We start from the raw sequence: 22,509 nt of genomic DNA, 5'->3' as shown, positions 1-22,509 counted from the left end.
TTGGAACCTGCCCAGGACTTGATCCGGGGGTGAGGGGGCGCACTTGCGCCAATCTCAAAAATATCAGATTTCGATCTGCGCCCGCTGCTGCTGCCGCTTCAAGGTAATCATCAGCACCACACCCAGTAACAACGCCACGATCAGAAAGATCGCGAGACCAAAATCCCCGCCTTCGATCCCAGTAGCCAAGACCTGGCTGCCATCGTGCTGAATCTGCGCGGCCTCCATACCGGTGTAATGCATGCCGCTGACCGCCACGCCCATGATCAACGCGCTGGCCAGCATGGGCAGCGTCCCGCGCATCTTGAATGCCAGCCACAAGGCAGCAATCGAGGCGATCACCGCGATGCCGACCGAGATCGCAACGATGTTCGTGTCGTAGTGAATCGTTGCAGGCATCTGCATGGCGGCCATGCCGGTGTAATGCATGCCCGCCACGCCGACACCCATCAGCAAGCCACCGCCGACCAGCTTCAACGACGTAAAGACGCCATTGCCGACGATCGCCAGTCCGGCCATGCACGAGCCGATCGCGATGATGGCCGAAAGCGCGGTAAGGCCGACGTCATAAGACACCGCCATCGGCATCTTGCAGGCAAGCATGGCGATGAAATGCATCGCCCAGATCGCCCCGCCACCCATCGCCGCGCCGGCGGCAAGGACGGCTTTGTTGCGCGCACTTCCCGTAGGCGCTGCAGGAATGGCAATGGCCAACTGCAGTGCGGTGAACGACCCGAGCACCGAGACGACGTAAGATAACGCGGCAAGCAGCGGATCGAGTTCGCAATGAATCATGTGTTCGTTCATAGGTCCCCCTGAAGACCTGGTGATATCGCGTACGGTCAGTCGACCGGCGTAAACGTAAACGTGCATCGCGCCGCGCCGAGGTTGCGGCAGGCGGTTTCTTCGACGTCGATCTTGCCCAGATGACCTGGCTCGTTGAGCAGGCCTTCGAGACAACCGCGCAGAAAGTGGCAACTGGCGCCGTGATGCAGGCCGGTACCGCAGAACGGACTGTCCTTGACCACAAGCGTGCCTTCGACGAGTTCGCACGAACGCAGGCTGCGCATCGCCGGCAAAGCGATCTGCTTGACGGAATCGGCAAGATTCATGCGCGCGCCCAGCGCGTAGTCCCGCTTGAACATCCAGGCGCCCAGGCGTGTGCCCGCATAGCGAGACGCCTCATCGAGATGTTCGGGTGAGATCTCGCGTTCGAAACCCACCACCAGCGGCAGCACTTTGGGGAAATGGCGCGCGAGCTCGGGCAGCAAGGCCTCGACTTCGCGGATATAGGCGTCGTCGGCCCGCGCTGCCTGTCTGGGCTTTTGCACGGGTGCCGCCGGCGGCGCAATCGCCTTGCCGCCGAGCATCGACGATTCGAAGCTTTGCGCCAGCGGGTGCGCACTCAGGCGTTCGCTCAAGGTAGAAAGGTTTCGCTCCGGCCCACGCACCGCCAACGTCAGCAACACGCCTTCATCGGTGTGTGCCGTGCGCGGACGCAACAGCGTGTAGCCGCAATTCATGACGATGCGCCCGAGTTCGAGCAACAGGCCTTCGCGACGCTCGGCAGTAATCCTGAATTCGACGTCGATCATGGCGTGTGATCCCCATGAGCCGACGCGCACGCGACACGGATCGCCCACGGCGACCGTTTGATTCCATAACGCATGTGCTGTTCCCCTGTCTTCTTTCGACGAGCCGCAGGCGCCATACATCACGCCAAGTACGGTCCGGCCCATTGCAGGCGCCGTCGCTTGCGGTACATCGATCCCTATGCCGCTTGTTTTGTTGGTTGAACGGATTGTAGCTGTATACAAGTGCAAATATGCAGAAAAGTGAAGCAGATCACATTTTATTTTTGTTATATCTGATCGTGAGAGTTGCAGGGAATGCCGTATCGACTGGTCGAGCAAAGCCATTGCACCACTCCGGCGCATTGCCCATTATTGGGGCATGGATATCGCAACCTGGCGCAACTGGGCGGAACAGATGACCACGGGCCTGGCCCTGGTCGACGCGCAGTTGCGGGTGGAGTGGATCAATCCAGCGCTGGCCGAACTGCTCGATATCGGTCCGCGCAGTGCTATCGGTCAGCCCCTGGGTCTGCTGTTGCGCGAACCCTCCTGGCTGGATCATGCCGAGAAAGTGCTGGCCGAGCAGGGAGGGGTGCAGTTACGCGGTGTTGCGCTGATCTCCGCGCGCGGCAGCGAGGCGTTGGCTGATCTGAGCCTGCAGGCGCTCGGTCCGGAACGGATATCGATCGAAGTCCATGCGCTGGCGCCGGTGGCGGCAGCGGCCTCGCCCTTGTCGGCGACCCTGCGTGGCTTTGCGCATGAGGTGAAAAATCCGCTCGCCGGTTTGCGTGGTGCCGCACAGTTGCTGCATCGGCGTGTTCACGACGAGGACCTGCAATCGTTGGCCGGGCTGGTGATTGCCGAAGCGGATCGGTTGACGGTGCTTGCCAACCGTCTGTTGAATCACGATGGCGCGCCGCATCTCGCGCCGGTCAATATCCACGAACGGCTGGAACGGCTGAGCGATCTGTTACAAGCCGAGCCGAAGCCGATCCGTTTGCGGCACGATTACGATCCCAGCCTGCCCGATGTGGTCGGCGATGCCGATCGCATCCAGCAGCTGTTGTTGAACCTGGCGCGCAACGCGATCGAAGCGGGCGCAACCACGCTCGGTCTGCGCACGCGTGTCGAACACGGCATTCGCCTGAGCGAACGTACCTTGCGCACGGCGTTGCGCGTCGATGTGATCGACGATGGCCCAGGCATTCCACCGGCGCTGCGCGACACCTTGTTTGAGCCACTGGTCTCCGGCCGTAGCGACGGTAGTGGATTGGGGTTGGCGCTGTCGCGCGAAATTGCCCGCGATCATGGCGGCGAACTGCGCTTTGTCAGTCGCCCGGGCGAAACCGTGTTCAGTCTTTATCTACCGCTGGAGCGTACGCATGACTGACCGCGTACCAGGATGGACATGATGAGCAACGATATCTGGATCGCCGACGACGACCGCGGTGTGCGTTTTGTGCTCGCCGAGGCATTGCGCGATGCCGGGCACAGCGTGCGCGAATTCAGCGACGTGGCTTCGGTACGCGCAGCGCTCGGCGAGTCGCGCCCTGCGTTGTTGATTACCGATGTCCGTATGCCTGGCGAAGACGGCCTGGGCTTGTTGGCCTCGCTGCAGACGCAAGGCATCGGGCCGGTCATCGTGATGAGCGCGTTTACCGATGTGGCGACGACCGCGGCTGCCTATCGTGCCGGTGCGGTGGACTATCTGGCCAAGCCGTTCGATCTGGACCAGGCGGTGGTTGCCGTACAACGTGCACTGGCGCAGACGCCGCCGTTGCCGGTGCTGGCGCAAGAGCCGGTGCCAGCGCATGCGCTGCTTGGCGAAAGCGCAGCGATGCGCGAGGTGTTTCGCCTGATCGGCCGCATTGCCGCCAGTGACTTGAATGTGTTGATCACCGGCGAAACCGGTACCGGCAAGGAACTGGTGGCGCGTGCATTGCACGAAGAGAGTGCGCGGCGCGATCGTCCTTTCGTTGCGCTCAATACCGCGGCAATCCCCAGCGAGTTGCTGGAGAGCGAGCTGTTCGGCCACGAAGCCGGTGCATTTACCGGCGCGGCGCGGCGTCATGCCGGCCGGTTCGAGCAGGCCGAAGGCGGCACGTTGTTTCTTGATGAAATCGGCGACATGCCACTGGCCTTGCAGACACGCCTGCTGCGGGTGCTGGCCGGCGGTGAGTTCTATCGTGTTGGCGGGCGTGAGCTGATCCGCTGCAATGTGCGCATTGTCGCGGCCACGCATCAGGACCTGGATGCGCGTGTATCGGCAGGCCAGTTTCGCGCGGACTTGAAGCATCGTCTCGATGTGGTACGCATCACGTTGCCGACCTTGCGTTCGCGTCGCAGCGATATCCCGCTGCTGGCGCGCCACTTTATCCAGGTGGCGGCCAAGCAGCTGGGCCTGCCGCCCAAGCGTTTTTCGCGCGCGGCACTGAAAGCGATCGAGCAGCGTGATTTTCCGGGCAATGTGCGCGAGCTGGAAAATCTCTGCCGCCGTCTCGCGGTCATCGCGCCGGGCTCGGAGATACTGCCGGCCGATCTTGCCGATTCGACGGCGCCCATCCGCAACGACTGGACCGATGGTCTGCGCGATTGGGTCGAGCAGGCGCTGGCCGCAGGCGAACACGACATCCACGGCCGTGCGCGCGAAGCCCTGGACAAGACCTTGCTGGAAGCGGCCCTGGCCGCGCATGACGGGCATCGCCAGCATGCGGCCGCCGCGCTCGGTGTCGGTCGCAACACACTCACTCGCAAACTCGGCGCGTCGCGTACGCGTCGTTCGTAAGGAACCTACGTCATGAGCAAGATCATCGTCCGCGCCGCCACGCGCACCGATCAGGCCCATATTGCTGCGTGGAATGCGGCGATGGCCTGGGAAACCGAAGCGAAGCGGCTGGATCCGGAGACCTTGGAACGCGGTGTGCTGGCGATCTTCGACGAGCCGCGCCGTGGGTTCTATCTGGTTGCCGAGCATGAAGGCCGGCCGGTGGGTTGCCTGATGGTGACCTATGAATGGAGCGACTGGCGCTGCGGGGATTTCTGGTGGATCCAGAGTGTGTATGTGGTCGAGTCCGCGCGCCGGCTGGGGGTGTTTCGTGCGCTTTATGAGGACGTCGCCAGGCGCGCGAAAGCGGCGCATGCGGTTGGTTTGCGGTTGTATGTGGAGACCGAGAACGAGCGGGCGCAGGCAACCTATGGCGGGCTGGGTATGAAGCGCTGCCATTACTTCATGTACGAAACGGAATTTCCGTTGCAATCGTAATTACTGTCGCGTCATCCCGGCGAAGGCCGGGATCCAGTGGCTCCAGTTTTCGGTTTTCGCCGTAGAGCCAATGCTTGATGATTCTCGCGACAACCGATCGCAAAGCCACTGGATCCCGGCCTTCGCCGGGATGACGGATAGGAAGGGCGCGTCGTGGCTTTGTGGAATCAGTGTAGCGGCGTCGCCGGCGCACTCAGCCGCCCTTGCCCATCCAGCACCACTCGCCCCAACGCATGCAGGTCGGCAGCGGTTCCGTAGCGCTCCGCCAACAAGGTCGCCAACGCACCCAGCGACTGCGAAGCCAGCGGATAACCATGTGCCAGCGCGCGCGCCGCACCACCCTCACCGCGTTGGGCAACAGTCAGTGCCACCACGCCCAGGCCCGGGGCTTCGTGCGCGAACAGGGCGGGCGGGTCGAAACCCGGGTCGACCTCGGCCAGATGCTCGATCAAACCGCCTTCGATCGCCTCGACGTTGTTGCCTTCAAGCCGCAGCGGCACGCCATGCGCATCGAGCAGGGCGGCGTACTGGCGCAGCTCGAACACGATGCCGGCCAGATCATGCGCGCGCTGCGCGGACTCCGAAGTCTGGCTCCGCAACCACGCATCGGGCGACTGCGCGTGGACCTTGCCTTCGGCGTAGCGCAGCGGCAGGCCGCGGGCGCTCATCGTCGATTCTTCGCGATACGGCGTGAGCAGCGCGGCTTCGAGCAGGATCCACAGCGGCGCCAGATTCACGTGCTCGTACTGCACGCAGGTCAGTGCCAGGACATCGTTACGGCTGAAATAGCGCACGTGTTCCAGCGGGATGCCGAGCTGGCGGATCAAGGCGTCGCTGGTGCGCTGGCCCGCCTCGCCGCGACCGACCAGTTCCACTTCGAGCTGCTCGCTCAGCGACTCGGCGAGGGTCTCGGGCACCAGCAGGCTCAGCGGCAGGAAGCGCATCGGGCCGTCGGCGTAGGTGGGGTCCGGTTCCAGCGGCTGCGCCGGCATGCGGCCCTCGTGGCTGCCGAAGGCCACCACGTTCTCCAGATGGCCGCGCGGCACGCGCCGTGCCAGCTCGTCCAGCGTGGCCCATACCGGAAAGCCCGGGCGCAGCAGCTCCACCGCATCGAACAAGGCGCCGGCCAGGGCCAGTCGCGCCTGGGCCACTTGCGGCACCAGCTTGTGGAGATCCTCGGCCACGTGCGCAGCCAGTTCGGCAGCCTCGTCGCGGCTCAGGCTGAGGCGCGCGGGTGTTTCGCCGGTCGATATCTCGACCGCCAGCACGATGGGCAGGGCAACCAGCGTTTGCGCTTCCAAGGAGGTTTCCGAACGGTAAAGAACCAGAATTCTAACATCTGTGCGTTTTGGGCTTCCGCCGCGCGCCTTAGCGGGTTAGCCTTAACGATCAGCAACGCTTCGTCGGACCGCTCCGTACATGGAAAACACGCAAAAGCGCGTCGGTGTGATCGGTGGTGTACGCATTCCGTTCTGCCGCAATAACACGGCCTATGCCGACGTCGGAAATTTCGGCATGTCGGTCAAGGTGTTGGGTGCCCTGGTCGAACGTTTCGGCCTGCATGGCGTCGAGTTGGGCGAGGTCGCGATGGGGGCGGTGATCAAGCACTCCTCCGAGTGGAACCTGGCCCGCGAGGCGCTGCTTTCCTCGGGATTGGCCCCGACCACGCCCGGTATTACCACCGCGCGCGCCTGCGGCACCTCGTTGGACAACGCCATCATCATCGCCAACAAGATCGCCGCCGGGCAGATCGAGGCCGGCATTGCCGGTGGCTCGGACACCACCAGCGACGTACCGATCGTTTTCAGCGAACGCCTGCGCAAGCGCCTGTTGGCGCTCAACCGTGCCAAGTCCTTCCAGGACAAGCTGCGCGCCGCCACGCGCGGGTTTTCGTTCAAGGAATTGAAGCCGTCCTTCCCGGGCGTGGCCGAGCCGCGTACCGGCAAGTCGATGGGCGATCATTGCGAGCTGATGGCGCGCGAATGGCACATCAGCCGCCAGGCGCAGGACCAGTTGGCGCTCGACAGTCATCACAAGCTGGCGGCGGCCTATGACGCCGGCTTCTTCGAGGACCTGGTGGTCCCGTTCCGCGGCCTGAAGCGCGACGGCTTTCTGCGTCCCGACTCGACCATGGAAAAATTGGCCACGCTGCGCCCCGCGTTCGACAAGAGCTCGGGCCAGGGCACGCTCACGGCCGGCAATTCCACCGGCTTGTCCGATGGTGCCGCGGCCGTTCTGCTCGGCTCCGAAGCCTGGGCGTCGTCGCGCGGCCTGAAGATTCAGGCCTACCTGCGCGATGCCGAGGTCGCGGCGGTCGATTTCGTGCATGGCGAGGGCCTGCTGATGGCGCCGACCATCGCCGTGCCGCGCATGCTCAAGCGCCATGGTCTGAGCCTGCAGGACTTCGACTTCTACGAGATCCACGAGGCCTTCGCCGCGCAGGTGCTGTGCACGCTGCGCGCCTGGGAATCGGCCGATTACTGCAAGAACCGTCTGGGCCTGGATGCGCCGCTCGGTTCGATCGATCCGGCCAAGCTCAACGTGTATGGCTCCAGCCTTGCTGTCGGCCATCCGTTCGCTGCCACCGGCGCACGCATCGTTGCCACCCTGGCCAAGATGCTGGAGCAGAAGGGCTCGGGGCGCGGGTTGATCTCGATCTGTACGGCTGGCGGTATGGGTGTGACGGCGATTCTCGAGCGGTAACGACTCAGAGCACGCCCTGCACGCCCGCACCAAACGCCGTAATCACCCGCGTATAGATCAACTTTCCCGATAGCGCGACATCGGGAAAGTCGCCCACCGGTTCATAGCAGGCGAAGAACCCCGGGTCGCTGGGGCGCATCGGCGTGCATCCCGCCTTGAGGTCGTAGCTGGTGGCGTAGCGATAGGGCCACAGATCGAACAGCGGCAAGCTCTCGGAGATATCGCTCATGAACTCGTTGATCTTGCCCAATACGGGAATGGTCGGCCTGCGCGGCGCGATCACCCACGCATTTTCCGGTCGCGTATTGCTCATGATGTCGCTGCGCAGTTGGTCGGCGAAACGGCGGTCGTAGACGATGACGCCGGCTTCGGTGTTGTAGTGATCCGAGCGTGGGTCGAAGTTGTGCGAGCCGACCATCGCGAAGTTGTCGTCGACCACGATGGACTTGGCATGCAGGCCGAAGCGGCGGCCTTCGCTGGAGATCGGCGCGGGACGGTTGCTGCGTGCACTGCCGAGCAGGGCGCGGCTTTCGGTGTTGCGGATCAGCGCAGAGCGTCGACGGCTCCCGCTTTTGCCGTTGCCGGTTTGTTGTTCTGGCGGTAACGCACCATCGTCGCTGCTGGCGTCGGCGTTGGCTTCGACGGCGCTCTCGGCATGCGGCTTCATTTCGTAGATCTCGAAACCGTAGCTCTTCAGATAGGGCTTGCGATGCTTGTACGACAACGCATAAACGGCAAAGGCATCGGTCGACGCGAGCGAATTGGTCGACACCACGATGCGTGGCGGCGCCGCGCTTTCGTGCAGGCGCTTGAAGATATTCTGCGCGCGCTTACTCATGACCAGATACGGCGTCTGCAACACCACCTCGTGTTGCGCGCCGCTGACCAGGCGCATGACGCGCGCGGTAAATTCCCGCGCATCACGCTTTTGCGGTTGCTGGGTCTTGGCCGGCAGGTCGCTGAAGTACTCCACCTGCCCGGTGCGCAGGCTGTCGGCGAGAATATTGTCTTCGATCCAGTCGTTGTCGCCGGCCTCGTCCAGCACGCGTGCTACCCGCGAAGGGTGCTCATAGTGTGGCGTGGGCCAGGTGACCGGGCCGGGCGTGTCGAGAATGCGCCGGTTGACGTCGCGCAGCTGGGTCAGCGGCTTGGAACGCTTGTGTTGCCAGAACAGGTCGAAACTCTGCGCCATGGCCTTGGCGGCGGCACCGCCGACCAGCACGTCGCGGTCGAGGTAGTTGAAGTCGTTGTCCCAGTTGAAATAGCGATCCTGATAATTGCGTCCACCGGTGATGCCGATGCTGCCGTCGATCAGGATCAGCTTATTGTGCATGCGCTGGTTGAACTTGAGAAAGCAGCACACGATGCTGGCAGCAAATTCCCACGGCGGCGTCTGCGCCTTGTGGAAGGTCGGGTTGTACATCCGCACTTCGAAATCGCTGTGCACGCGGGCCAGGCGACTGAGCAGGTCCAGGTCGTTGAACGAGGACAGCTGGTCGGCCAGGATGCGGACCTTGACGCCGCGCCGAGCGGCCTTTACCAGTTCGTCGAGCACTAGCTGGCCCGCATCGTCCTGGTCCCAGATATAGGTCTGTATGTCGATCGATTGCCTGGCGCCGCGAATCAGATTGAGGCGCGCCACCATCGCCGGTTCGCTGTCGCCGAGCAGGGCGACCACGTTCATGGGCTGGGCGTCGGTGGATTCGGCCATCGCGGCCATCGCTGCGTCCAGCAGGGACGACGGCGCGGCACAATGATCGGGCCGATCGCAGGACACGGTGCGGTCGACATCGGCGGTGACGATCGCGTTGGCCTTGATCACGCGCGCACGCGACAAACTGCAGCCCGATAGCAGGCTGATGGCGGCAAGCAGGGCGAAGAAAAAAAGGTGACGCTGTCGCATGGGCGTCATGATAGAGGCTTTGCCCGTGAAACCCGCGCGGGGGCTATGAGCTTTCCCGATCGAGTTCGATCAGCAAGCCAAGGTCGACCCGGTCCGATACGGCGGTGCGATGGCCGCTCATGTTGAAGTCGCTGCGCTGGATGCTGCCGCGCAGTTCGATCGCGCAGCTATGTTCGGAGTCGAGCTTGCAGTGCGCAGGCAGCATCTGAAACACCGCCGGCTGGGTAATCCCGCGCAAGGTCAGCCAGCCGTTGAGGTCGCCGCCTTCTTCGAGCTTGCTGACCGCGACGGGGGCGGAGACGAAGCGAATGGTCGGGTAATGCTCAGCATCGAAAAACTCCGGCGCCAGTACCCAGCGGCGGAAACGGTCCGAACCCATCTGCACGCTGTTGACGTCGATGCGTGCATCCACGGTGGCGACGTCGCGCTGGGTATTGAGGGTGACTTCTCCGCCGATCTGGTCGAAGCGGCCCGAGATCTGGCGCACCCAGAGCAATCGCACGCCGAATTCCGCGTGCGAACGTTGGCTGTCGATACGGAAATCCGCGGCCTGTACCCTGGATGCCGCACCAGTGCAGAGCACACCCGCCAGCATCAGGCTACGAAGGAGAGTGCCTTGACGTGTTACGGCGACCAGAAGGCGTCCAGTCGGGCACTGCCCGGCTCGAGCGATCCATGCAGATGCAATACGGCCAGGCCGGCCGGCGGCATACCGCGAAATTCGTCGGAACGTCCTTCCACAAGCAGGGCTACCAAGCGTTCGATGCCGGGATTGTGGCCGACCAGCATGACAGTTCCCGCATCGTCGTGCTGGTCGAGTAGCGCGAGCAACTCGCCCGGCGTCGCGTCGTAGATTTCGTCGGCAATTTGCGACTCGGGCGCGTTGCTCATGGCCGCCAGGGCCAGCGTGGCGGTGGCGCGGGTGCGCTCGGAAGGCGAGCACAGCACGCGGTCGGGTTTGACGCCATGCGACAACAGCCAGGCACCGGCTGCCTTGGCTTCCTGTTCGCCACGGCCGCTCAATCGTCGCCCTTGATCTTCGCCGCCGGTTTTGGCCGGCTGGGCTTCGGCGTGACGCAACAGGATCAGTTCGTGCATAAGCTAACTCCGTGACCGGCAACCGCTGCCGGATGATTTTTATTGTTGGCGTTTGATCCAGCGCAGGATCGGCTTCCAGTCTTCCTGGTGGCCGCGTACCTGTTCGGAGTTGTAGTCGAAGATGCCTTTGCCCAGCGCGGTGAGCAGCACGTAAGCCTGGCTGTCGCGCAATTGCGCAACGACCGGAAAAGGCGATTGTTCCTTGAGTTGCTCGACCGCGTCCTGGCTGGCACGGGTCCACGGCTTGAGCCGGTTGGCGATCAACCCGACCGGCAGCTTGCCGCGCTTGATGCGGCTGATTTCCTTCAGGTGCGTGAGGAAGTCGAGCGTGGCGTCCAGGTCGAACGGCGAGGGCAGCACCGGTACCAGCAGTACGCTGGCGTGCTCGATATACGGCTCCAGTTCGCGCTCGTGCGAGCCGGCGGGCGTGTCGATCAGTACACGCTGGGTGTCTTCGGGGAGTTTTTCGACCGCCTTGCGGCTGCCTTCGACGCCCAATACACCGGGTACGTTCTCCGGCCTGCGTGCGGCCCAACGGAAGCTGGACTGTTGGCGATCCACATCGACGATAGCCGTGTGCTTGCCGTCCTGAGCCCAGTGCGAGGCCAGCTGGGTGACCAGCGTGCTCTTGCCGCAACCACCCTTGCTGCTTGCCACCAGCACGTTAAGCATGCGCCGCTCCGCCTTCTGGAAGGTTAGGGGGAAGGGTACACAGGCTTGACCGAATGGGGAACGGGCAATTTGTGCGCCTAGTCAAGCCGGCCACGTTGTGGGTGGTAAAGCCGCGCCATTGGCGCTGTAAACAGTAAACGGTAAACAGGAAGAGCAAAAAGCATCGCCCGATGCGCCGGCTCTTCCCGTTTACTGTTTACCATTTACAGGCCACAGCGTGGCCGACTTTACGCCTTAGTGCGTAGAGCCAGCCGGCGCCGGAGCCGCCGCATCTTCTTTCGGCGCCTCCAACGGGATCGAATAGTCGCGCAGCGCCGCCAGCACGATGCTCATCTCGGTACCGCCATTGCGGGCCAGCGCCAGCAAATGCTGCGACATGGCCTTGTCGGTCGGCGCCCGGGTCGAGAGCTGGGAGAAGTTCTGTACCTGCCAGATCAGGTTGCGGCGCTGGCGCTTGGCATCGGCCTGCTGGGCGTCGTCGCCACTCAGCACTTCGCGGATATGCAGTCCGAGCGAGCGGGCCAGCGGGCTGGAGCCCCACTCGAGGGTGCGGCCCAGTTTGAGGCAGTCCTGCTTGAGGGCGTCATCGTTGGCGGCGCCTTCGCACAGCTTGGCCGTGGCCTGCAGGCCAGGCTGCGGCTGGGTGCTGATGACGCTATAGACGATCAGCATCTGGACCCCGTTGGGGCCGGCCGACATCGCCGAATCGACCGTATCGGCCGGGGGCGGCAGGACGCTGACCACGTCGGCGATGGCCTTGAGGCTGGCGCCGGTGTAATCGTCGTAAAGCTTGGCGGCGGCTGCCTTGGCCAGGTCGGCCCGCGCTTCCTTGTCCTTGCCGTCGTGCTGGTCGATGCCAAGCTGCAGCATCCAAACGGCCGCATTGTCCGCAGCCTGTTCACGCAGCTTGGCGACCGCATCGGCGTTCGGGCAGGCATCACCCTTGGCGTCGCAATCGCTCAGCCGGACCCAGCTCACCGCCGCGCTGGCGCCGTCGGCGGCTGCCGCGCGGTCGATCAGGGTGTGGAAATCGTTGTACTTGGGCTGGCTGGGCAGGGGACGCGCCAGCAACGCGGCACCCAGCAAGGGTGCGGCATCGGCCCGGGGAGCCACTACGCTGACCAGGTCGCGCTGGAAGGCGATCATGGCCTGGGCATGGGCCGTAGCCTGCTTTTTGTCCGTTTTGTCCGGCGATTTTGCCGCCAGAGCGGGCAAAGCCAGCAGCGCACAGGCCAGGGTCAGGGCCAGAGGGCGCAGTCCACGCATAGGGTTCTCCATGAAATCGGGCTGTCACAAAGGCGCCAGCATAGCCGGCCAGAATTGAGGATGTTCTGAACGGGATATCCCTCAACCCCGGTCATCCTTAAGCTCGCCTGATTCAAGGGTCGATCGACAGCGAACGTCGGCGATCAGGCTTGTTAGCATGGCCCTTTCGCGAGGCTCCCGGGCCCGCCGTAGCTGCAGGAGACAAAAAGTGGATCAGCTTTCCATGTTCGCTGACGGGCGAGCGCCCTGGTTCGTCGGTTGGGGGACCCTGGCATTGCTCAACGCCGGTCTGGCACAAGGCAAGAACCGCAGCGGGTTAATCTGGTTTCTGTTGTCGATTTTCTTCGGCCCACTGGCGACGTTGGCATTGGTGTTGATGCCGAAGGTGAGGCCGACGCTGTTTTGAGGCGAGGAGTCCGGCCGCTGCGCGGCCATGTAAATGGTCAACGGTAAACGGAAAAAGCCAGCCGGGTGAGGGCTGGCTCTTCCTGTTTACTATTGACCATTGACAGCGAGCAAAGCGAGCGACTTTACGCTCTGGCTCAATCGCCCAACTGCTCGCGCATGAACTCCGGCTGCGCCAGTGCGCCGCGGTGAATATCCGCGTTGTAATAACGGGTCGGGAAGTTCTTGCTGGCGGCGCCGCGCTCGCGGAAACCGGAAAGGTCGCCGCCCTTGCGTGCCATCGTGCAGCTCCACCAGCCGGTGGGGTAGCACGGCTGCGGGAACGGCAGCGTCTTGACCGCATTGAAGCCGGCGGTGCGCATCGCCGCGCGCATCGACTTGATCAGTTCGATGTGGGCGATCGGCGATTCGCTCTGCTGCACCAGGATGCCGCCGTGGCGCAGGGCCTTGTGACAGCTACTGTAAAAAGCGGCGTTGAACAGGCCTTCGGCCGGGCCCACCGGGTCGGTCGAGTCGACGATGATCAGGTCGAGCGAATCGGGTTCGGCTTCGGCCATGTACTTGATGCCGTCGATAAACAGCAGCTCGGCGCGCGGGTCGTTGTTGGCTTCGCACAGTTCCGGGAAATACTGCTCGGCCAGGCGCGTCACGCGCTCGTCAATTTCCACCTGCACGGCGTGCTCGACTTCTTCGTGCTTCAACACTTCGCGCAGCGTGCCGCAATCGCCGCCGCCGATCACCACCACGCGCTTGGCGCGGGCATGGGTGAACAGCGCTGGGTGGGTCATCATCTCGTGATACAGAAAGTTGTCGCGGCTGGTCAGCATGACGCAGCCGTCGATCACCATCAGATTGCCCCAGTCGGTGGTCTGATAGATCTCGATGGTTTGAAACGCGGTCTTCTCCGCATGAAGCAGCTTCTCCACGCGATAACCGATGGAAGAGCCGGAAGCCTGGTGGGCTTCGGTGAACCAGCTGAGCTGCGACATGACAAGGAGTCCTGGCGTACGGTAAAGGAACGGTAAAGAACGACTATTGTAGCGGGAAAGGCGGCCCGCACGCGCCGCCGTCAAGAGCGCCGCAGCCACATTGTCACGCTTGGCCTATTACAATAGCGGTTCGGCCGCCCAGCGAACCCCGCTCGTCGGCCGGACAAGCCCATCGGCCCCGCGGCGTGCGAGGCTTCCGGTCGAGGGCTCGTTGTTCCGTCAAGGCTCGCCGCTGCGACGTCATCGTCCGTTGGTACAAGGAGATCTCAGTCTTATGGCGAACCCCTGGAATTCCGCCGCATCCCGTCACACCTATGCGATCGCCCATTGGGGCGACGGCTACGTCGACGTCAACGACGCCGGCCACATTGTCATGCGCCCGCGTGGCGCCAACGGCCCGGCCCTGTCGCTGCCGGCCATCGTCGAGCGCGCGCGTGCCGAGGGCCTGCGGCTGCCGTTGATGGTGCGCTTCCCGGACATCCTGGCCGACCGCCTGGCCCGGCTCAAGAACGCTTTTGCCAAGGCGATCGACGAGTGGAGCTATTCGGGTGGCTATACGGCCGTCTATCCGATCAAGGTCAACCAGCAGCGCGGCGTCGCCGGCGAGCTGGTGGCCGCCGGTACCGAAGGCTTCGGCCTGGAAGCCGGTTCCAAGCCCGAGCTGATGGCCGTACTGGCGATGGCGCGGCCGGGCAGCATCGTGATCTGCAATGGCTACAAGGACCGCGAATACATTCGTCTCGCGCTGATCGGCCGCAAGCTCGGCCTGCGCGTGCATATCGTGATCGAAAAGCTTTCCGAGCTCGAACACGTACTCAGCGAGGCCAAGGCGCTGGCTGTCGAGCCCCTGCTTGGCGTGCGCGTGCGCCTGGCCACGCTCGGCGCCGGCAAGTGGCAGAACACCGGCGGCGACAAGGGCAAGTTCGGTCTGTCGCCCAGCCAGGTGCTGACCTTGATCGAACGCCTCGACCGTGCCGGTCTCACCCATACGCTGAAGCTGCAGCATTTTCATATGGGTTCGCAGATGTCCAACGTGCGCGACATCGCCGCGGGCATGCGCGAGGCGAGCCGTTACTTCGTGGAGTTGCGTCGCAAGGGCATCCCGCTGGAGATCGTCGACGTGGGTGGCGGCCTGGGCGTCGATTACGAAGGCTCGCGTTCGCGCAGCAGCAACTCGATCAACTATTCGCTGGAGCAGTACGCGGCGACCATCGTGCAGGCGCTTGCCGAGGTGTGTGCCGAAGAAGGTCTGGACGCGCCGCACATCATCACCGAGGCCGGCCGCGCGATGACCGCGCATCACGCGGTGTTGATCGCCAACGTGACCGAGGTGGAAGAAGTCTCCGCTGGCAAGATCGAGCCGCCGCACGCCGACGAGCCTGCCGTCTTGCGTCGCCTGCGCGAAACTTACGGTGAACTCGATCAACGGCCGACGCTGGAGCTGTTTCATGAAGCGCAGCATCACCTTGCCGAAGGCCAGTCGCTGTATGCGCTCGGTCAGTTGTCGCTGGACGACCGTGCCCACCTGGACGATCTCTACTACGCCATCGCCAATGCGGTACGCCTGCGCCTGCTGCCGGCCGAGCGTGCCCATCGCCAGGCGCTGGACGAACTCGACGAGAAGCTGGTCGACAAGTACTTCCTGAATTTCTCGGTGTTCGAATCGGTGCCGGACATCTGGGCGATCGAACAGATCTTCCCGATCGCGCCGATCGCCCGGCTGGACGAAGAGCCGACCCGGCGTGGCGTGATCGTCGACCTGACCTGCGATTCGGACGGCCGCATCGATCACTATGTGGATGCCGAAGGCGTGGACGTGAGCTTGCCGTTGCATGCACTGCGCGATGGCGAAAGCTATCAGCTGGGCATCTTCATGGTCGGCGCGTATCAGGAAACCCTGGGCGACATCCATAACCTGTTTGGCGATACCGATGCGGTGAACGTGCGCGTCGACGGCGATTCGTACGTATTTGCGCATAAGCGCAGCGGCGATACCACCGATCTGATGCTCGACTATGTCGGCTACGATCTGGAAGCCATGCGCAGCAGCTATCGCGAACGGATCGCGACAGCCGGTGTGCAGGGCGAAGCGGCCGACAAGTTATATGCCACATTGAATCAGGGCCTGACGGGCTACACGTATCTTTCCGATAAGGCTTAGCAGCATTTGTAGGAGCGACTTCAGAGAACTTGAGCAACCTCGGTTTTCATCGTCGCCCCGGCGAACGCCGGGGCCCAGCGTCTTCAGCACGTTGAAACGCAAGGCACTGGGTCCCGGCGTTCGCCGGGACGACGGATAGGAAAGGTTTTAAAAGGTCTTCTGAAGTCGCTCCCACAAGAAACCCACAGCTTCCCCCTCAGGCATACGAAGGAGTGTTTATGGCGAGTCTCGAAGGTAAAGTCGCGCTGATTACCGGCGCAGCCAGCGGTCTGGGCAAGGCGATTGCCGAGCTTTATGCCAAGAATGGCGCGGCCGTGGCGATTGCCGATATCAACCAGCAGGCGGCCGATGCGACGGCAGCGGAAATCGTCGCTGCCGGTGGCAAGGCGATCGGCATCGCGATGGACGTCACCGACGAGGCGGCGGTCAATGCGGGTACCGAGAAAGTGGTCGCTGCATTCGGCCACCTGGATATCCTGATTTCCAACGCCGGCGTGCAGATCATCAACCCGATCGACCAGTTCGCCTTCGCCGATTGGAAGAAGATGCTCGCGATCCACCTCGATGGCGGTTTTCTCACCACCAAGGCGGCGCTCAAGCACATGTACAAGGATGACCGCGGCGGTGTGGTCATCTACATGGGTTCGGTGCATTCGCATGAAGCATCCAAGCTCAAGTCCGCCTATGTCACCGCCAAGCATGGCCTGCTGGGCCTGGCCCGCACGCTGGCCAAAGAAGGCGCGGCCCACAATGTGCGCTCGCATGTGATCTGCCCGGGCTTTGTGCGCACGCCGCTGGTGGAGAAGCAGATTCCCGAGCAGGCGAAAGAACTGGGGATCAGCGAAGACGAGGTGATCAAGAACGTGATGCTCAAGGACACCGTCGATGGCGTCTTCACCACGGTCGAAGACATTGCCGAGACGGCGTTGTACCTGGCCGCTTTCCCATCCGCTGCGCTGACCGGTCAGTCGATCGTGGTCAGCCACGGCTGGTACATGCAGTAACGCCATGAGCCACGATAAGAGTAGCCAACTGCGCGCTTCAGTCGCAGCAGCAGTGGGCGACTCGGTCGCCCGCAACTATGGCACCGTCGCCCTGGTTCTTCAGGGCGGCGGCGCGCTCGGCGCTTACCAGGCCGGCGTGTATCAGGCGCTGGAAGAAGCCGCATTGCGGCCCAACTGGATCGCCGGCATTTCCATCGGCGCGTTGAACGCGGCGATCATCGCGGGCAATCCGCCGGAAAAGCGCGTCGAGAAGCTCAACGAATTCTGGCGCTCGATCTGCCAGACGCCGCTGCCTTCGGTGCCGTCGTTGTCGTCCTCCCCGTTCGATCCAGCCAACTGGCCGTTGTCATGGCAGAACGGCGTGAGTGCGATGGCCGCGTGGCGCACGCTGATCGAAGGGCAGCTCGGTTTCTTCGTGCCGCGTCTGCCACCGCCGTTCCTGCAAAGCCACAAATCGCCGGCCACCACCAGCTGGTACGACACCGCGCCGCTGCGCGCCACGCTGGAGCGCCTGGCCGATTTCGATCGCATCAACGATCCGCGCGAGATGCGCGTGTCGGTGGGCGCGGTCAATGTGCGCACCGGCAACTTCGCGTATTTCGAGAATACCCACGGCAAGCTTCGGCCCGAGCATTTCATGGCATCGGGTGCCCTGCCGCCTGGATTCCCCGCCGTGGAAATCGACGGCGAGTTCTATTGGGACGGCGGCATGGTCTCCAATACGCCGCTCTACAAGGTGCTGGCCGAGCGCCCCTGTCACGACGCGCTGGTGTTCCAGGTCGACCTATGGAACGCGCAAGGCGAATTGCCGCGCGATATGAGCGGCGTGGCCGAGCGGTCGAAAGAGATTCAGTACTCCAGCCGCACGCGCATGATTACCGAGTACATGAAGATGGATCAGGAGCAGCGGCGCATGCTGCACGACCTGATGGCGCTGGTGCCGCCGGAGATGCACAACAAGCCGGCCTACAAGCGCGCCGAGCAACGTGCCAGCGGTGCCGTGACCAATCTGATCCACCTGATCTATCGCGACAAGCCGTACGAAGGGCACTACAAGGATTACGAGTTCAGCGCGGCGACGATGCATGAGCATTGGGAAAGTGGCGTGGCGGATATGCAAAGCACGCTCGCCCATCCGCATTGGCTGGATATCCCCGATACCGAGCATCCGTTCGTGACGCATGATGCGCATCGGTCCGAATCCGTCTAAGACCTAAGTTTCCATCGTCATCCCGGCGAAGGCCGGGATCCAGTGGCTTCGATTCCCGGCTTTCGCGATAACCGACCACAAAGTCACTGGGTCCCGGCCTGCGCCGGGATGACGAGTAGGAAAGGATGTTTAGAAGTCTGTTTTCCTGGCGCGGTTTCGCCGCGTGCGTTCTAGAATGGACTTCTTCTCTTCCATCCCCGACCTCCCGGAATCTCCATGACCCTCAAAGCAGCCTTTATCGGACTCGGCGCCATGGGTGCGCCGATGGCAGGCCATCTCAAGGACAAAGGCCTGCTGCACGCGGTGTCCAACCGTACGCATGCCAAGGCGCAGGCGCTGGCCGAAAAGCTCGGCGTCAGCGCGCCCGAGTCACTGGCCGAGCTGGCTGCTGCGTGCGATGTCATCGCGCTATGCGTGACCGCCGACGCCGATGTCCTGAACACCATCGATCAACTGTTGCCGGGCCTCAAGCCAGGCAGCATCGTGATCGATCACTCCACGGTATCGCCCGATACTGCGAAAAAGGCTGCCGCCAAGCTGCGTGAAGCCGGCGCGCATTTCATCGATGCACCGGTCTCCGGCGGTGTCGAAGGCGCAAAGAACGGCAAGTTGTCGGTGATGGTCGGCGGCGATGCCGCCGATCTCGAACGCGCGCGCCCCGTGCTCGAAGCCTATGCCTTGCGCATCACCCATCTGGGCGATGTCGGCGCCGGTCAGGCCACCAAGGCGGTGAACCAGGTTGTCGTCGCTGGTATCGCACAAGCGGTCTGCGAAGGCCTGGCCCTCGGTGAAGCCCTCGGCCTCGATCCCGAACGCCTGATTCCCACGCTGGGTGCTGGCGCCGCCGGCAATTGGTTCCTGGAGAAGCGCGGCGCCACCATGTTGCGCAATGAGTTCTCCGTCGGCTTCAAGCTGGCCTTGCTGCACAAGGACCTGGAAATCGTGCGCGGTATCGCCGAGCAGGCCGGCACCAATCGCAACGTCATCGAACGCTCGCTGGCCGACTATGCGCAGCTGATGAGCCAGGGTTATGGCGACGACGATATCTCGGGATTGATCCGGCTGAAGCGCAGGAGCTGATCAGGCGATCAAGCTTTGTCCTGAAGTGGCTCGGGGCGTGTCGAGATGGGCGGAAGCCCGGCCAGGCGCGAAAACAACGCTCCGACGGCGAAGCCCTTCAGGCCGCCCATTCCGATACCCAGGAGCACGGCGCTTAGCCAGTCCTGCCCGAAGACAAGGATAGACAAAAGCGTGTACAGGCATGCGCCGACCATGGCGCCGGCCATGCACATCCCCACGCCGGATGCATGTTGATTGCGGCGAGCGGAGCGGAAGATCGGATAGCCAAACAGCCAGGTTGGCACGAGGGTAAGCGCGAACTCCCATACATAGAGCAAGGCCAGGTCGCCTGCTCGCAACCAACGTTCGTGGTCGGGCAGGAACCATCCCGCCTCCAGGATGATCGCGCTTAGAAGCGGGGCGGCCAGCGGAGCCAGCAGGCCGGCAGCGATCACTTGCCATCTGGTGCGTCTGCCCTCGTTCGACATCTGTCGGAGTTCCGTGTCCATGGTGGCGATCAGCGGGGTGAACGCACGGATGCTGACACAAAAAAAGGCGCCCTGAGGCGCCTTTTCCGAAGTGCGGTAGGGCAGGCCTACTTGCCTTCTTTCAACGCAATCGCATTGATACCGGCCGAACGCAAACGCTGTTGCGCCGATTCCAGCTCGGTGGCGGAGCGGAACGGTCCGAGGCGTACGCGGTTATAAGCCTGGCCATTGACGTTGACCGTGGCGACATTGGCAATGAAACCCTGCAGCGCCAGCTTGGCCTTCAGGCTTTCCGCGTCGGCGGCGTTCGGGAAGGCGCCGACCTGCAGCAGATAGCCGTTACCACCGCTGGCGGCGGCCGGTTGCGTGGCTGCCGCGGGTGCGGCGGTAATGGTCTGCGTTTCGGCGGCGGGTGCGTTGGCCGGCGGCTTCGGCTGCGCGGCAGCCTGCTGCTGAGCCGCGGCTGCGGCTTGCTGGGCGGCCTGCTGCTTCTGCTGCTGTTCGGCCTTGGCCTGGGCGCTGATCACCGCATCCGGAATGCGGACTTCTTTCTCCGACAGCACCGAATAGAAATCGTACTGCGGCTTCTTCGGCGCGCTGGCGTCGGCGGCCGGCGGCGGCTCGGCTCCGGCGTCGCCGCCGCGCTGCGCGGTGGCCTGCGGGTTGGGCTGCGGGACGTCGGCCGACTTGCCACCCATGGGCAGGTGCCCACGCGCAAGGAACATCAGCACCACGCCGATCAGGATGCCAATGATTGCCCAACCCCAGCCCGGCATGCCGCCACTGTTGTTGCGCACGGCCTGCCGGCCTTTACCCTTGCGTGCTGCCATTTACATCTTCTCCGGGGCACTGAGTCCCAGCAATTCCAAACCGTTACGGATGACCTGGCGCGTGGCGACGGCGAGCGTGATGCGCGCGTTGCGCAACTGGGCGTCGTCCACGATCCATTTGTGCTCGTGATAGTAACTGTGCAGGGCGCCGGCGAGTTCGCGCAGATATTGCGCGATCAGGTGCGGTTCCAGATTGGTTGCCGCCGCCTCGACGATTTCCGGGTAGCGCGACAGTTCGGTCAGCAGGATCTGCTCGTGCTCGCTGTCGAGCCCCGCGAGCTGTTCGATGCCTGCTTGCGTATCGACGGCGGGCAGGCCGCGCTCGGCCAGTTCTTCCAGCACGCGGCAGACGCGGGCGTGGGCGTACTGGATGTAGTAGACCGGGTTGTCGTTGGTCTGCGAACGCGCCAGATCGATATCGAACACCAGCTGCGAATCGGCCTTGCGCGCGATCAGGAAGTAGCGGGTCGCGTCGCGGCCGGCTTCCTCGATCAGGTCGCGCAGGGTGACGTAGCTGCCGGCGCGCTTGGAAATCTTCACTTCCTCGCCGCCGCGCATCACCGTCACCATCTGGTGCAGCACGTATTCCGGCCAGCCCTTGGGAATGCCGCAATCGAGCGCCTGCAAGCCGGCACGTACACGTGCCAGGCTGCCGTGATGATCCGACCCCAGCTCGGTGATCGCGCGCTCATAGCCACGCTGCCACTTGCTGAGGTGGTAGGCCACGTCCGGCACGAAATAGGTGTAGGTGCCGTCGGACTTGCGCATCACGCGGTCTTTGTCGTCGCCGAAATCGGTCGAACGCAGCCACAGCGCGCCGCCTTCCTCGTAGGTGTGGTCGTGTGCGATCAGCTCGCGCACGGTTTCGTCCACCTTGCCGTCGCTGTACAGCGAGGATTCGAGGAAATAGGTATCGAAGCTGACGCCAAACGCCTTCAGGTCCAGATCCTGCTCATGGCGCAGCGAGGCCACCGCGAACTGGCGGATCGCATCGAGGTTCTCGACGTCCTTGGCCCCGACGACCGCGTGGCCGTCGGCGACGACCGTCTCGCCGGCCAGATAGGCGCGTGCCACGTCGGCGATGTAGTCGCCGCGATAGCCGTCTTCAGGCCAGCCGGGCTGGTCGGGGGCGATGCCGCGCGCGCGGGCCTGGGTGGAAATCGCCAGATTGTTAATCTGCACGCCCGCGTCGTTGTAATAGAACTCACGCTTGAGCTGCCAGCCGGTCGCTTCGAGCACGCGGCCCAGGCAATCGCCGATCGCCGCCGCGCGGCCATGGCCGACATGCAGCGGGCCGGTCGGGTTGGCCGACACGTATTCGACGCCGACAGTCTTGCCGGCGCCGGTCTGGCTCCGGCCGTAGGCGCCGCCTTCCTTGAAGATGCGCTCGGCGATCACCGCCGCCATGCCGGCGCCGAGATAGAAATTGATAAAGCCGGGGCCGGCAATCTCGACCCGATCGACGCGCAACTGCTGCATCAACTCGGGCGAGAGCGCCTCGACCAGCTTCTGGGCTACCTCGCGCGGCTTGGCGCCGGCCGGCTTGGCCAGCAACATGGCTGCATTCGCTGCGAAGTCGCCGTGATCCCGGTTGCGCGTGCGCTCGATCACGAAGGCGGGTACTTCGAGCTCGGCGGGCAGGGTGGAGTTGTTCTGCAGGGTACGGATGGCCTGCAGCAGCAGTTCGCGCAGCTGTTCTTTCACGGTAAGGGATCGGCTTTCGATGGAACCGGCAATCCTAGCAGACCGGGGCCTTTCGCTTACGCCCCATGCGCTGGCGCATGCGGGGCCGTTTGTATCCACAAAACGGGGGATAGTGCTGTGGATAACTCTGTGGGGAAGATTGGCGCATGACAGCCTTTTGCTGGGGTGCAAAACGTCGAAA

21 protein-coding genes are annotated in these 22,509 nt (G+C 63.5%); 9 read left to right on the top strand and 12 right to left on the bottom strand.

What is annotated here, in order from left to right; all coding sequences use genetic code 11:
• Positions 1–63 precede the first annotated feature (63 nt).
• Together ACZ6WW_RS10215 and ACZ6WW_RS10210 are read right to left on the bottom strand one after the other, a co-directional pair.
• Positions 64–807 (bottom strand): MHYT domain-containing protein, encoded by a 744-nt coding sequence (locus tag ACZ6WW_RS10215; RefSeq protein WP_465274098.1) that lies wholly within the window; start codon positions 805–807, stop codon positions 64–66.
• 35 nt (positions 808–842) lie between these two features.
• Positions 843–1,595, bottom strand: coding sequence for a V4R domain-containing protein (locus ACZ6WW_RS10210; protein WP_465274097.1), 753 nt, complete (start codon positions 1,593–1,595; stop codon positions 843–845).
• 358 nt (positions 1,596–1,953) lie between these two features.
• Here ACZ6WW_RS10210 and ACZ6WW_RS10205 point away from each other — a divergent pair, with 358 nt between their 5' ends.
• Genes ACZ6WW_RS10205 through ACZ6WW_RS10195 form a run of 3 tightly spaced genes read left to right on the top strand, consistent with a single transcriptional unit; the run spans position 1,954 to position 4,836 of the window.
• The gene (locus ACZ6WW_RS10205) at positions 1,954–2,964 is read left to right on the top strand and encodes a two-component system sensor histidine kinase NtrB (RefSeq protein ID WP_465274096.1); all 1,011 of its coding nucleotides are present in this window, start codon (positions 1,954–1,956) and stop codon (positions 2,962–2,964) included.
• 21 nt (positions 2,965–2,985) lie between these two features.
• On the top strand, positions 2,986–4,359 hold the full coding sequence (ntrC, locus tag ACZ6WW_RS10200) for a nitrogen regulation protein NR(I) (protein ID WP_465274095.1): 1,374 nt from the start codon (positions 2,986–2,988) through the stop codon (positions 4,357–4,359).
• A gap of 12 nt (positions 4,360–4,371) precedes the next feature.
• The gene (locus ACZ6WW_RS10195) at positions 4,372–4,836 is read left to right on the top strand and encodes a GNAT family N-acetyltransferase (RefSeq protein WP_465274094.1); all 465 of its coding nucleotides are present in this window, start codon (positions 4,372–4,374) and stop codon (positions 4,834–4,836) included.
• A 167-nt stretch (positions 4,837–5,003) separates the two neighbouring features.
• On the opposite strand, the gene ACZ6WW_RS10190 is transcribed toward ACZ6WW_RS10195, so the two are convergent.
• Positions 5,004–6,137, bottom strand: a complete 1,134-nt coding sequence (locus ACZ6WW_RS10190; protein WP_465274093.1) for a hypothetical protein — start codon at positions 6,135–6,137, stop codon at positions 5,004–5,006.
• Between the two features lie 118 nt (positions 6,138–6,255).
• On the opposite strand from ACZ6WW_RS10190, the gene ACZ6WW_RS10185 reads away from it, so the two are divergent.
• The gene (locus tag ACZ6WW_RS10185; protein ID WP_465274092.1) at positions 6,256–7,539 is read left to right on the top strand and encodes an acetyl-CoA C-acetyltransferase; all 1,284 of its coding nucleotides are present in this window, start codon (positions 6,256–6,258) and stop codon (positions 7,537–7,539) included.
• 4 nt (positions 7,540–7,543) lie between these two features.
• Here the strand turns inward: ACZ6WW_RS10185 and ACZ6WW_RS10180 are convergent, their stop codons facing one another.
• The 5 genes from ACZ6WW_RS10180 to ACZ6WW_RS10160 all read right to left on the bottom strand — a co-directional run bounded on the left by ACZ6WW_RS10180 (position 7,544) and on the right by ACZ6WW_RS10160 (position 12,478).
• A complete protein-coding gene (locus ACZ6WW_RS10180; protein ID WP_465274495.1) occupies positions 7,544–9,442 on the bottom strand; it encodes a phospholipase D-like domain-containing protein in 1,899 nt (632 codons plus the stop codon).
• A 43-nt stretch (positions 9,443–9,485) separates the two neighbouring features.
• Positions 9,486–10,037, bottom strand: a complete 552-nt coding sequence (locus tag ACZ6WW_RS10175) for a YceI family protein (RefSeq protein WP_465274091.1) — start codon at positions 10,035–10,037, stop codon at positions 9,486–9,488.
• Positions 10,038–10,066: 29 nt separating this feature from the next.
• A complete protein-coding gene (locus tag ACZ6WW_RS10170) occupies positions 10,067–10,540 on the bottom strand; it encodes a SixA phosphatase family protein (RefSeq protein ID WP_281851331.1) in 474 nt (157 codons plus the stop codon).
• 39 nt (positions 10,541–10,579) lie between these two features.
• A complete protein-coding gene (locus ACZ6WW_RS10165) occupies positions 10,580–11,212 on the bottom strand; it encodes a nucleotide-binding protein (protein WP_465274090.1) in 633 nt (210 codons plus the stop codon).
• Positions 11,213–11,446: 234 nt separating this feature from the next.
• Positions 11,447–12,478 (bottom strand): hypothetical protein, encoded by a 1,032-nt coding sequence (locus ACZ6WW_RS10160; protein ID WP_281851333.1) that lies wholly within the window; start codon positions 12,476–12,478, stop codon positions 11,447–11,449.
• A gap of 208 nt (positions 12,479–12,686) precedes the next feature.
• On the opposite strand from ACZ6WW_RS10160, the gene ACZ6WW_RS10155 reads away from it, so the two are divergent.
• Positions 12,687–12,884 (top strand): antitermination protein NusB, encoded by a 198-nt coding sequence (locus ACZ6WW_RS10155; RefSeq protein ID WP_281851334.1) that lies wholly within the window; start codon positions 12,687–12,689, stop codon positions 12,882–12,884.
• A gap of 136 nt (positions 12,885–13,020) precedes the next feature.
• Here ACZ6WW_RS10155 and speE read toward each other — a convergent pair whose 3' ends face one another.
• A complete protein-coding gene (gene speE, locus ACZ6WW_RS10150) occupies positions 13,021–13,872 on the bottom strand; it encodes a polyamine aminopropyltransferase (RefSeq protein WP_281851335.1) in 852 nt (283 codons plus the stop codon).
• Positions 13,873–14,146: 274 nt separating this feature from the next.
• Between speE and speA the strand changes: the two genes are divergently transcribed.
• From speA to ACZ6WW_RS10130, 4 genes are all read left to right on the top strand, one after another.
• On the top strand, positions 14,147–16,033 hold the full coding sequence (gene speA, locus ACZ6WW_RS10145; RefSeq protein ID WP_465274089.1) for a biosynthetic arginine decarboxylase: 1,887 nt from the start codon (positions 14,147–14,149) through the stop codon (positions 16,031–16,033).
• A 218-nt stretch (positions 16,034–16,251) separates the two neighbouring features.
• Positions 16,252–17,037, top strand: coding sequence for a 3-hydroxybutyrate dehydrogenase (locus tag ACZ6WW_RS10140; RefSeq protein WP_281851338.1), 786 nt, complete (start codon positions 16,252–16,254; stop codon positions 17,035–17,037).
• Positions 17,038–17,041: 4 nt separating this feature from the next.
• The gene (locus ACZ6WW_RS10135; protein ID WP_465274088.1) at positions 17,042–18,247 is read left to right on the top strand and encodes a DUF3734 domain-containing protein; all 1,206 of its coding nucleotides are present in this window, start codon (positions 17,042–17,044) and stop codon (positions 18,245–18,247) included.
• 216 nt (positions 18,248–18,463) lie between these two features.
• Positions 18,464–19,327 (top strand): NAD(P)-dependent oxidoreductase, encoded by an 864-nt coding sequence (locus ACZ6WW_RS10130; RefSeq protein WP_465274087.1) that lies wholly within the window; start codon positions 18,464–18,466, stop codon positions 19,325–19,327.
• 8 nt (positions 19,328–19,335) lie between these two features.
• Here ACZ6WW_RS10130 and ACZ6WW_RS10125 read toward each other — a convergent pair whose 3' ends face one another.
• The 3 genes from ACZ6WW_RS10125 to argS all read right to left on the bottom strand — a co-directional run bounded on the left by ACZ6WW_RS10125 (position 19,336) and on the right by argS (position 22,328).
• The gene (locus ACZ6WW_RS10125; protein WP_465274086.1) at positions 19,336–19,794 is read right to left on the bottom strand and encodes a hypothetical protein; all 459 of its coding nucleotides are present in this window, start codon (positions 19,792–19,794) and stop codon (positions 19,336–19,338) included.
• 107 nt (positions 19,795–19,901) lie between these two features.
• Positions 19,902–20,624: an SPOR domain-containing protein gene (locus ACZ6WW_RS10120; protein WP_465274085.1), complete on the bottom strand. Its 723-nt coding sequence runs from the start codon at positions 20,622–20,624 to the stop codon at positions 19,902–19,904.
• Positions 20,625–22,328 (bottom strand): arginine--tRNA ligase, encoded by a 1,704-nt coding sequence (gene argS / locus ACZ6WW_RS10115; protein WP_465274084.1) that lies wholly within the window; start codon positions 22,326–22,328, stop codon positions 20,625–20,627.
• Positions 22,329–22,509: the final 181 nt, after the last annotated feature.

The sequence above is a fragment of the Dyella sp. NPDC103356 genome, assembly GCF_055584465.1.
The sequence above is the reverse complement of the archived record's forward strand: the minus strand, read 5'-3'. Positions and strand labels throughout refer to the sequence as shown.

What these genes read in the sequence shown, in the direction of transcription:
- ACZ6WW_RS10215 (WP_465274098.1), bottom strand. Translation starts at nt 807, where the DNA reads ATGAACGAACACATGATTCATTGCGAACTCGATCCGCTGCTTGCCGCG.
- ACZ6WW_RS10210 (WP_465274097.1), bottom strand. Translation starts at nt 1,595, where the DNA reads ATGATCGACGTCGAATTCAGGATTACTGCCGAGCGTCGCGAAGGCCTG.
- ACZ6WW_RS10205 (WP_465274096.1), top strand. Translation starts at nt 1,954, where the DNA reads ATGGATATCGCAACCTGGCGCAACTGGGCGGAACAGATGACCACGGGC.
- ntrC (WP_465274095.1), top strand. Translation starts at nt 2,986, where the DNA reads ATGAGCAACGATATCTGGATCGCCGACGACGACCGCGGTGTGCGTTTT.
- ACZ6WW_RS10195 (WP_465274094.1), top strand. Translation starts at nt 4,372, where the DNA reads ATGAGCAAGATCATCGTCCGCGCCGCCACGCGCACCGATCAGGCCCAT.
- ACZ6WW_RS10185 (WP_465274092.1), top strand. Translation starts at nt 6,256, where the DNA reads ATGGAAAACACGCAAAAGCGCGTCGGTGTGATCGGTGGTGTACGCATT.
- ACZ6WW_RS10180 (WP_465274495.1), bottom strand. Translation starts at nt 9,442, where the DNA reads ATGCGACAGCGTCACCTTTTTTTCTTCGCCCTGCTTGCCGCCATCAGC.
- ACZ6WW_RS10175 (WP_465274091.1), bottom strand. Translation starts at nt 10,037, where the DNA reads ATGCTGGCGGGTGTGCTCTGCACTGGTGCGGCATCCAGGGTACAGGCC.
- ACZ6WW_RS10170 (WP_281851331.1), bottom strand. Translation starts at nt 10,540, where the DNA reads ATGCACGAACTGATCCTGTTGCGTCACGCCGAAGCCCAGCCGGCCAAA.
- ACZ6WW_RS10165 (WP_465274090.1), bottom strand. Translation starts at nt 11,212, where the DNA reads ATGCTTAACGTGCTGGTGGCAAGCAGCAAGGGTGGTTGCGGCAAGAGC.
- ACZ6WW_RS10160 (WP_281851333.1), bottom strand. Translation starts at nt 12,478, where the DNA reads ATGCGTGGACTGCGCCCTCTGGCCCTGACCCTGGCCTGTGCGCTGCTG.
- speE (WP_281851335.1), bottom strand. Translation starts at nt 13,872, where the DNA reads ATGTCGCAGCTCAGCTGGTTCACCGAAGCCCACCAGGCTTCCGGCTCT.
- speA (WP_465274089.1), top strand. Translation starts at nt 14,147, where the DNA reads ATGGCGAACCCCTGGAATTCCGCCGCATCCCGTCACACCTATGCGATC.
- ACZ6WW_RS10140 (WP_281851338.1), top strand. Translation starts at nt 16,252, where the DNA reads ATGGCGAGTCTCGAAGGTAAAGTCGCGCTGATTACCGGCGCAGCCAGC.
- ACZ6WW_RS10135 (WP_465274088.1), top strand. Translation starts at nt 17,042, where the DNA reads ATGAGCCACGATAAGAGTAGCCAACTGCGCGCTTCAGTCGCAGCAGCA.
- ACZ6WW_RS10130 (WP_465274087.1), top strand. Translation starts at nt 18,464, where the DNA reads ATGACCCTCAAAGCAGCCTTTATCGGACTCGGCGCCATGGGTGCGCCG.
- ACZ6WW_RS10125 (WP_465274086.1), bottom strand. Translation starts at nt 19,794, where the DNA reads ATGTCGAACGAGGGCAGACGCACCAGATGGCAAGTGATCGCTGCCGGC.
- ACZ6WW_RS10120 (WP_465274085.1), bottom strand. Translation starts at nt 20,624, where the DNA reads ATGGCAGCACGCAAGGGTAAAGGCCGGCAGGCCGTGCGCAACAACAGT.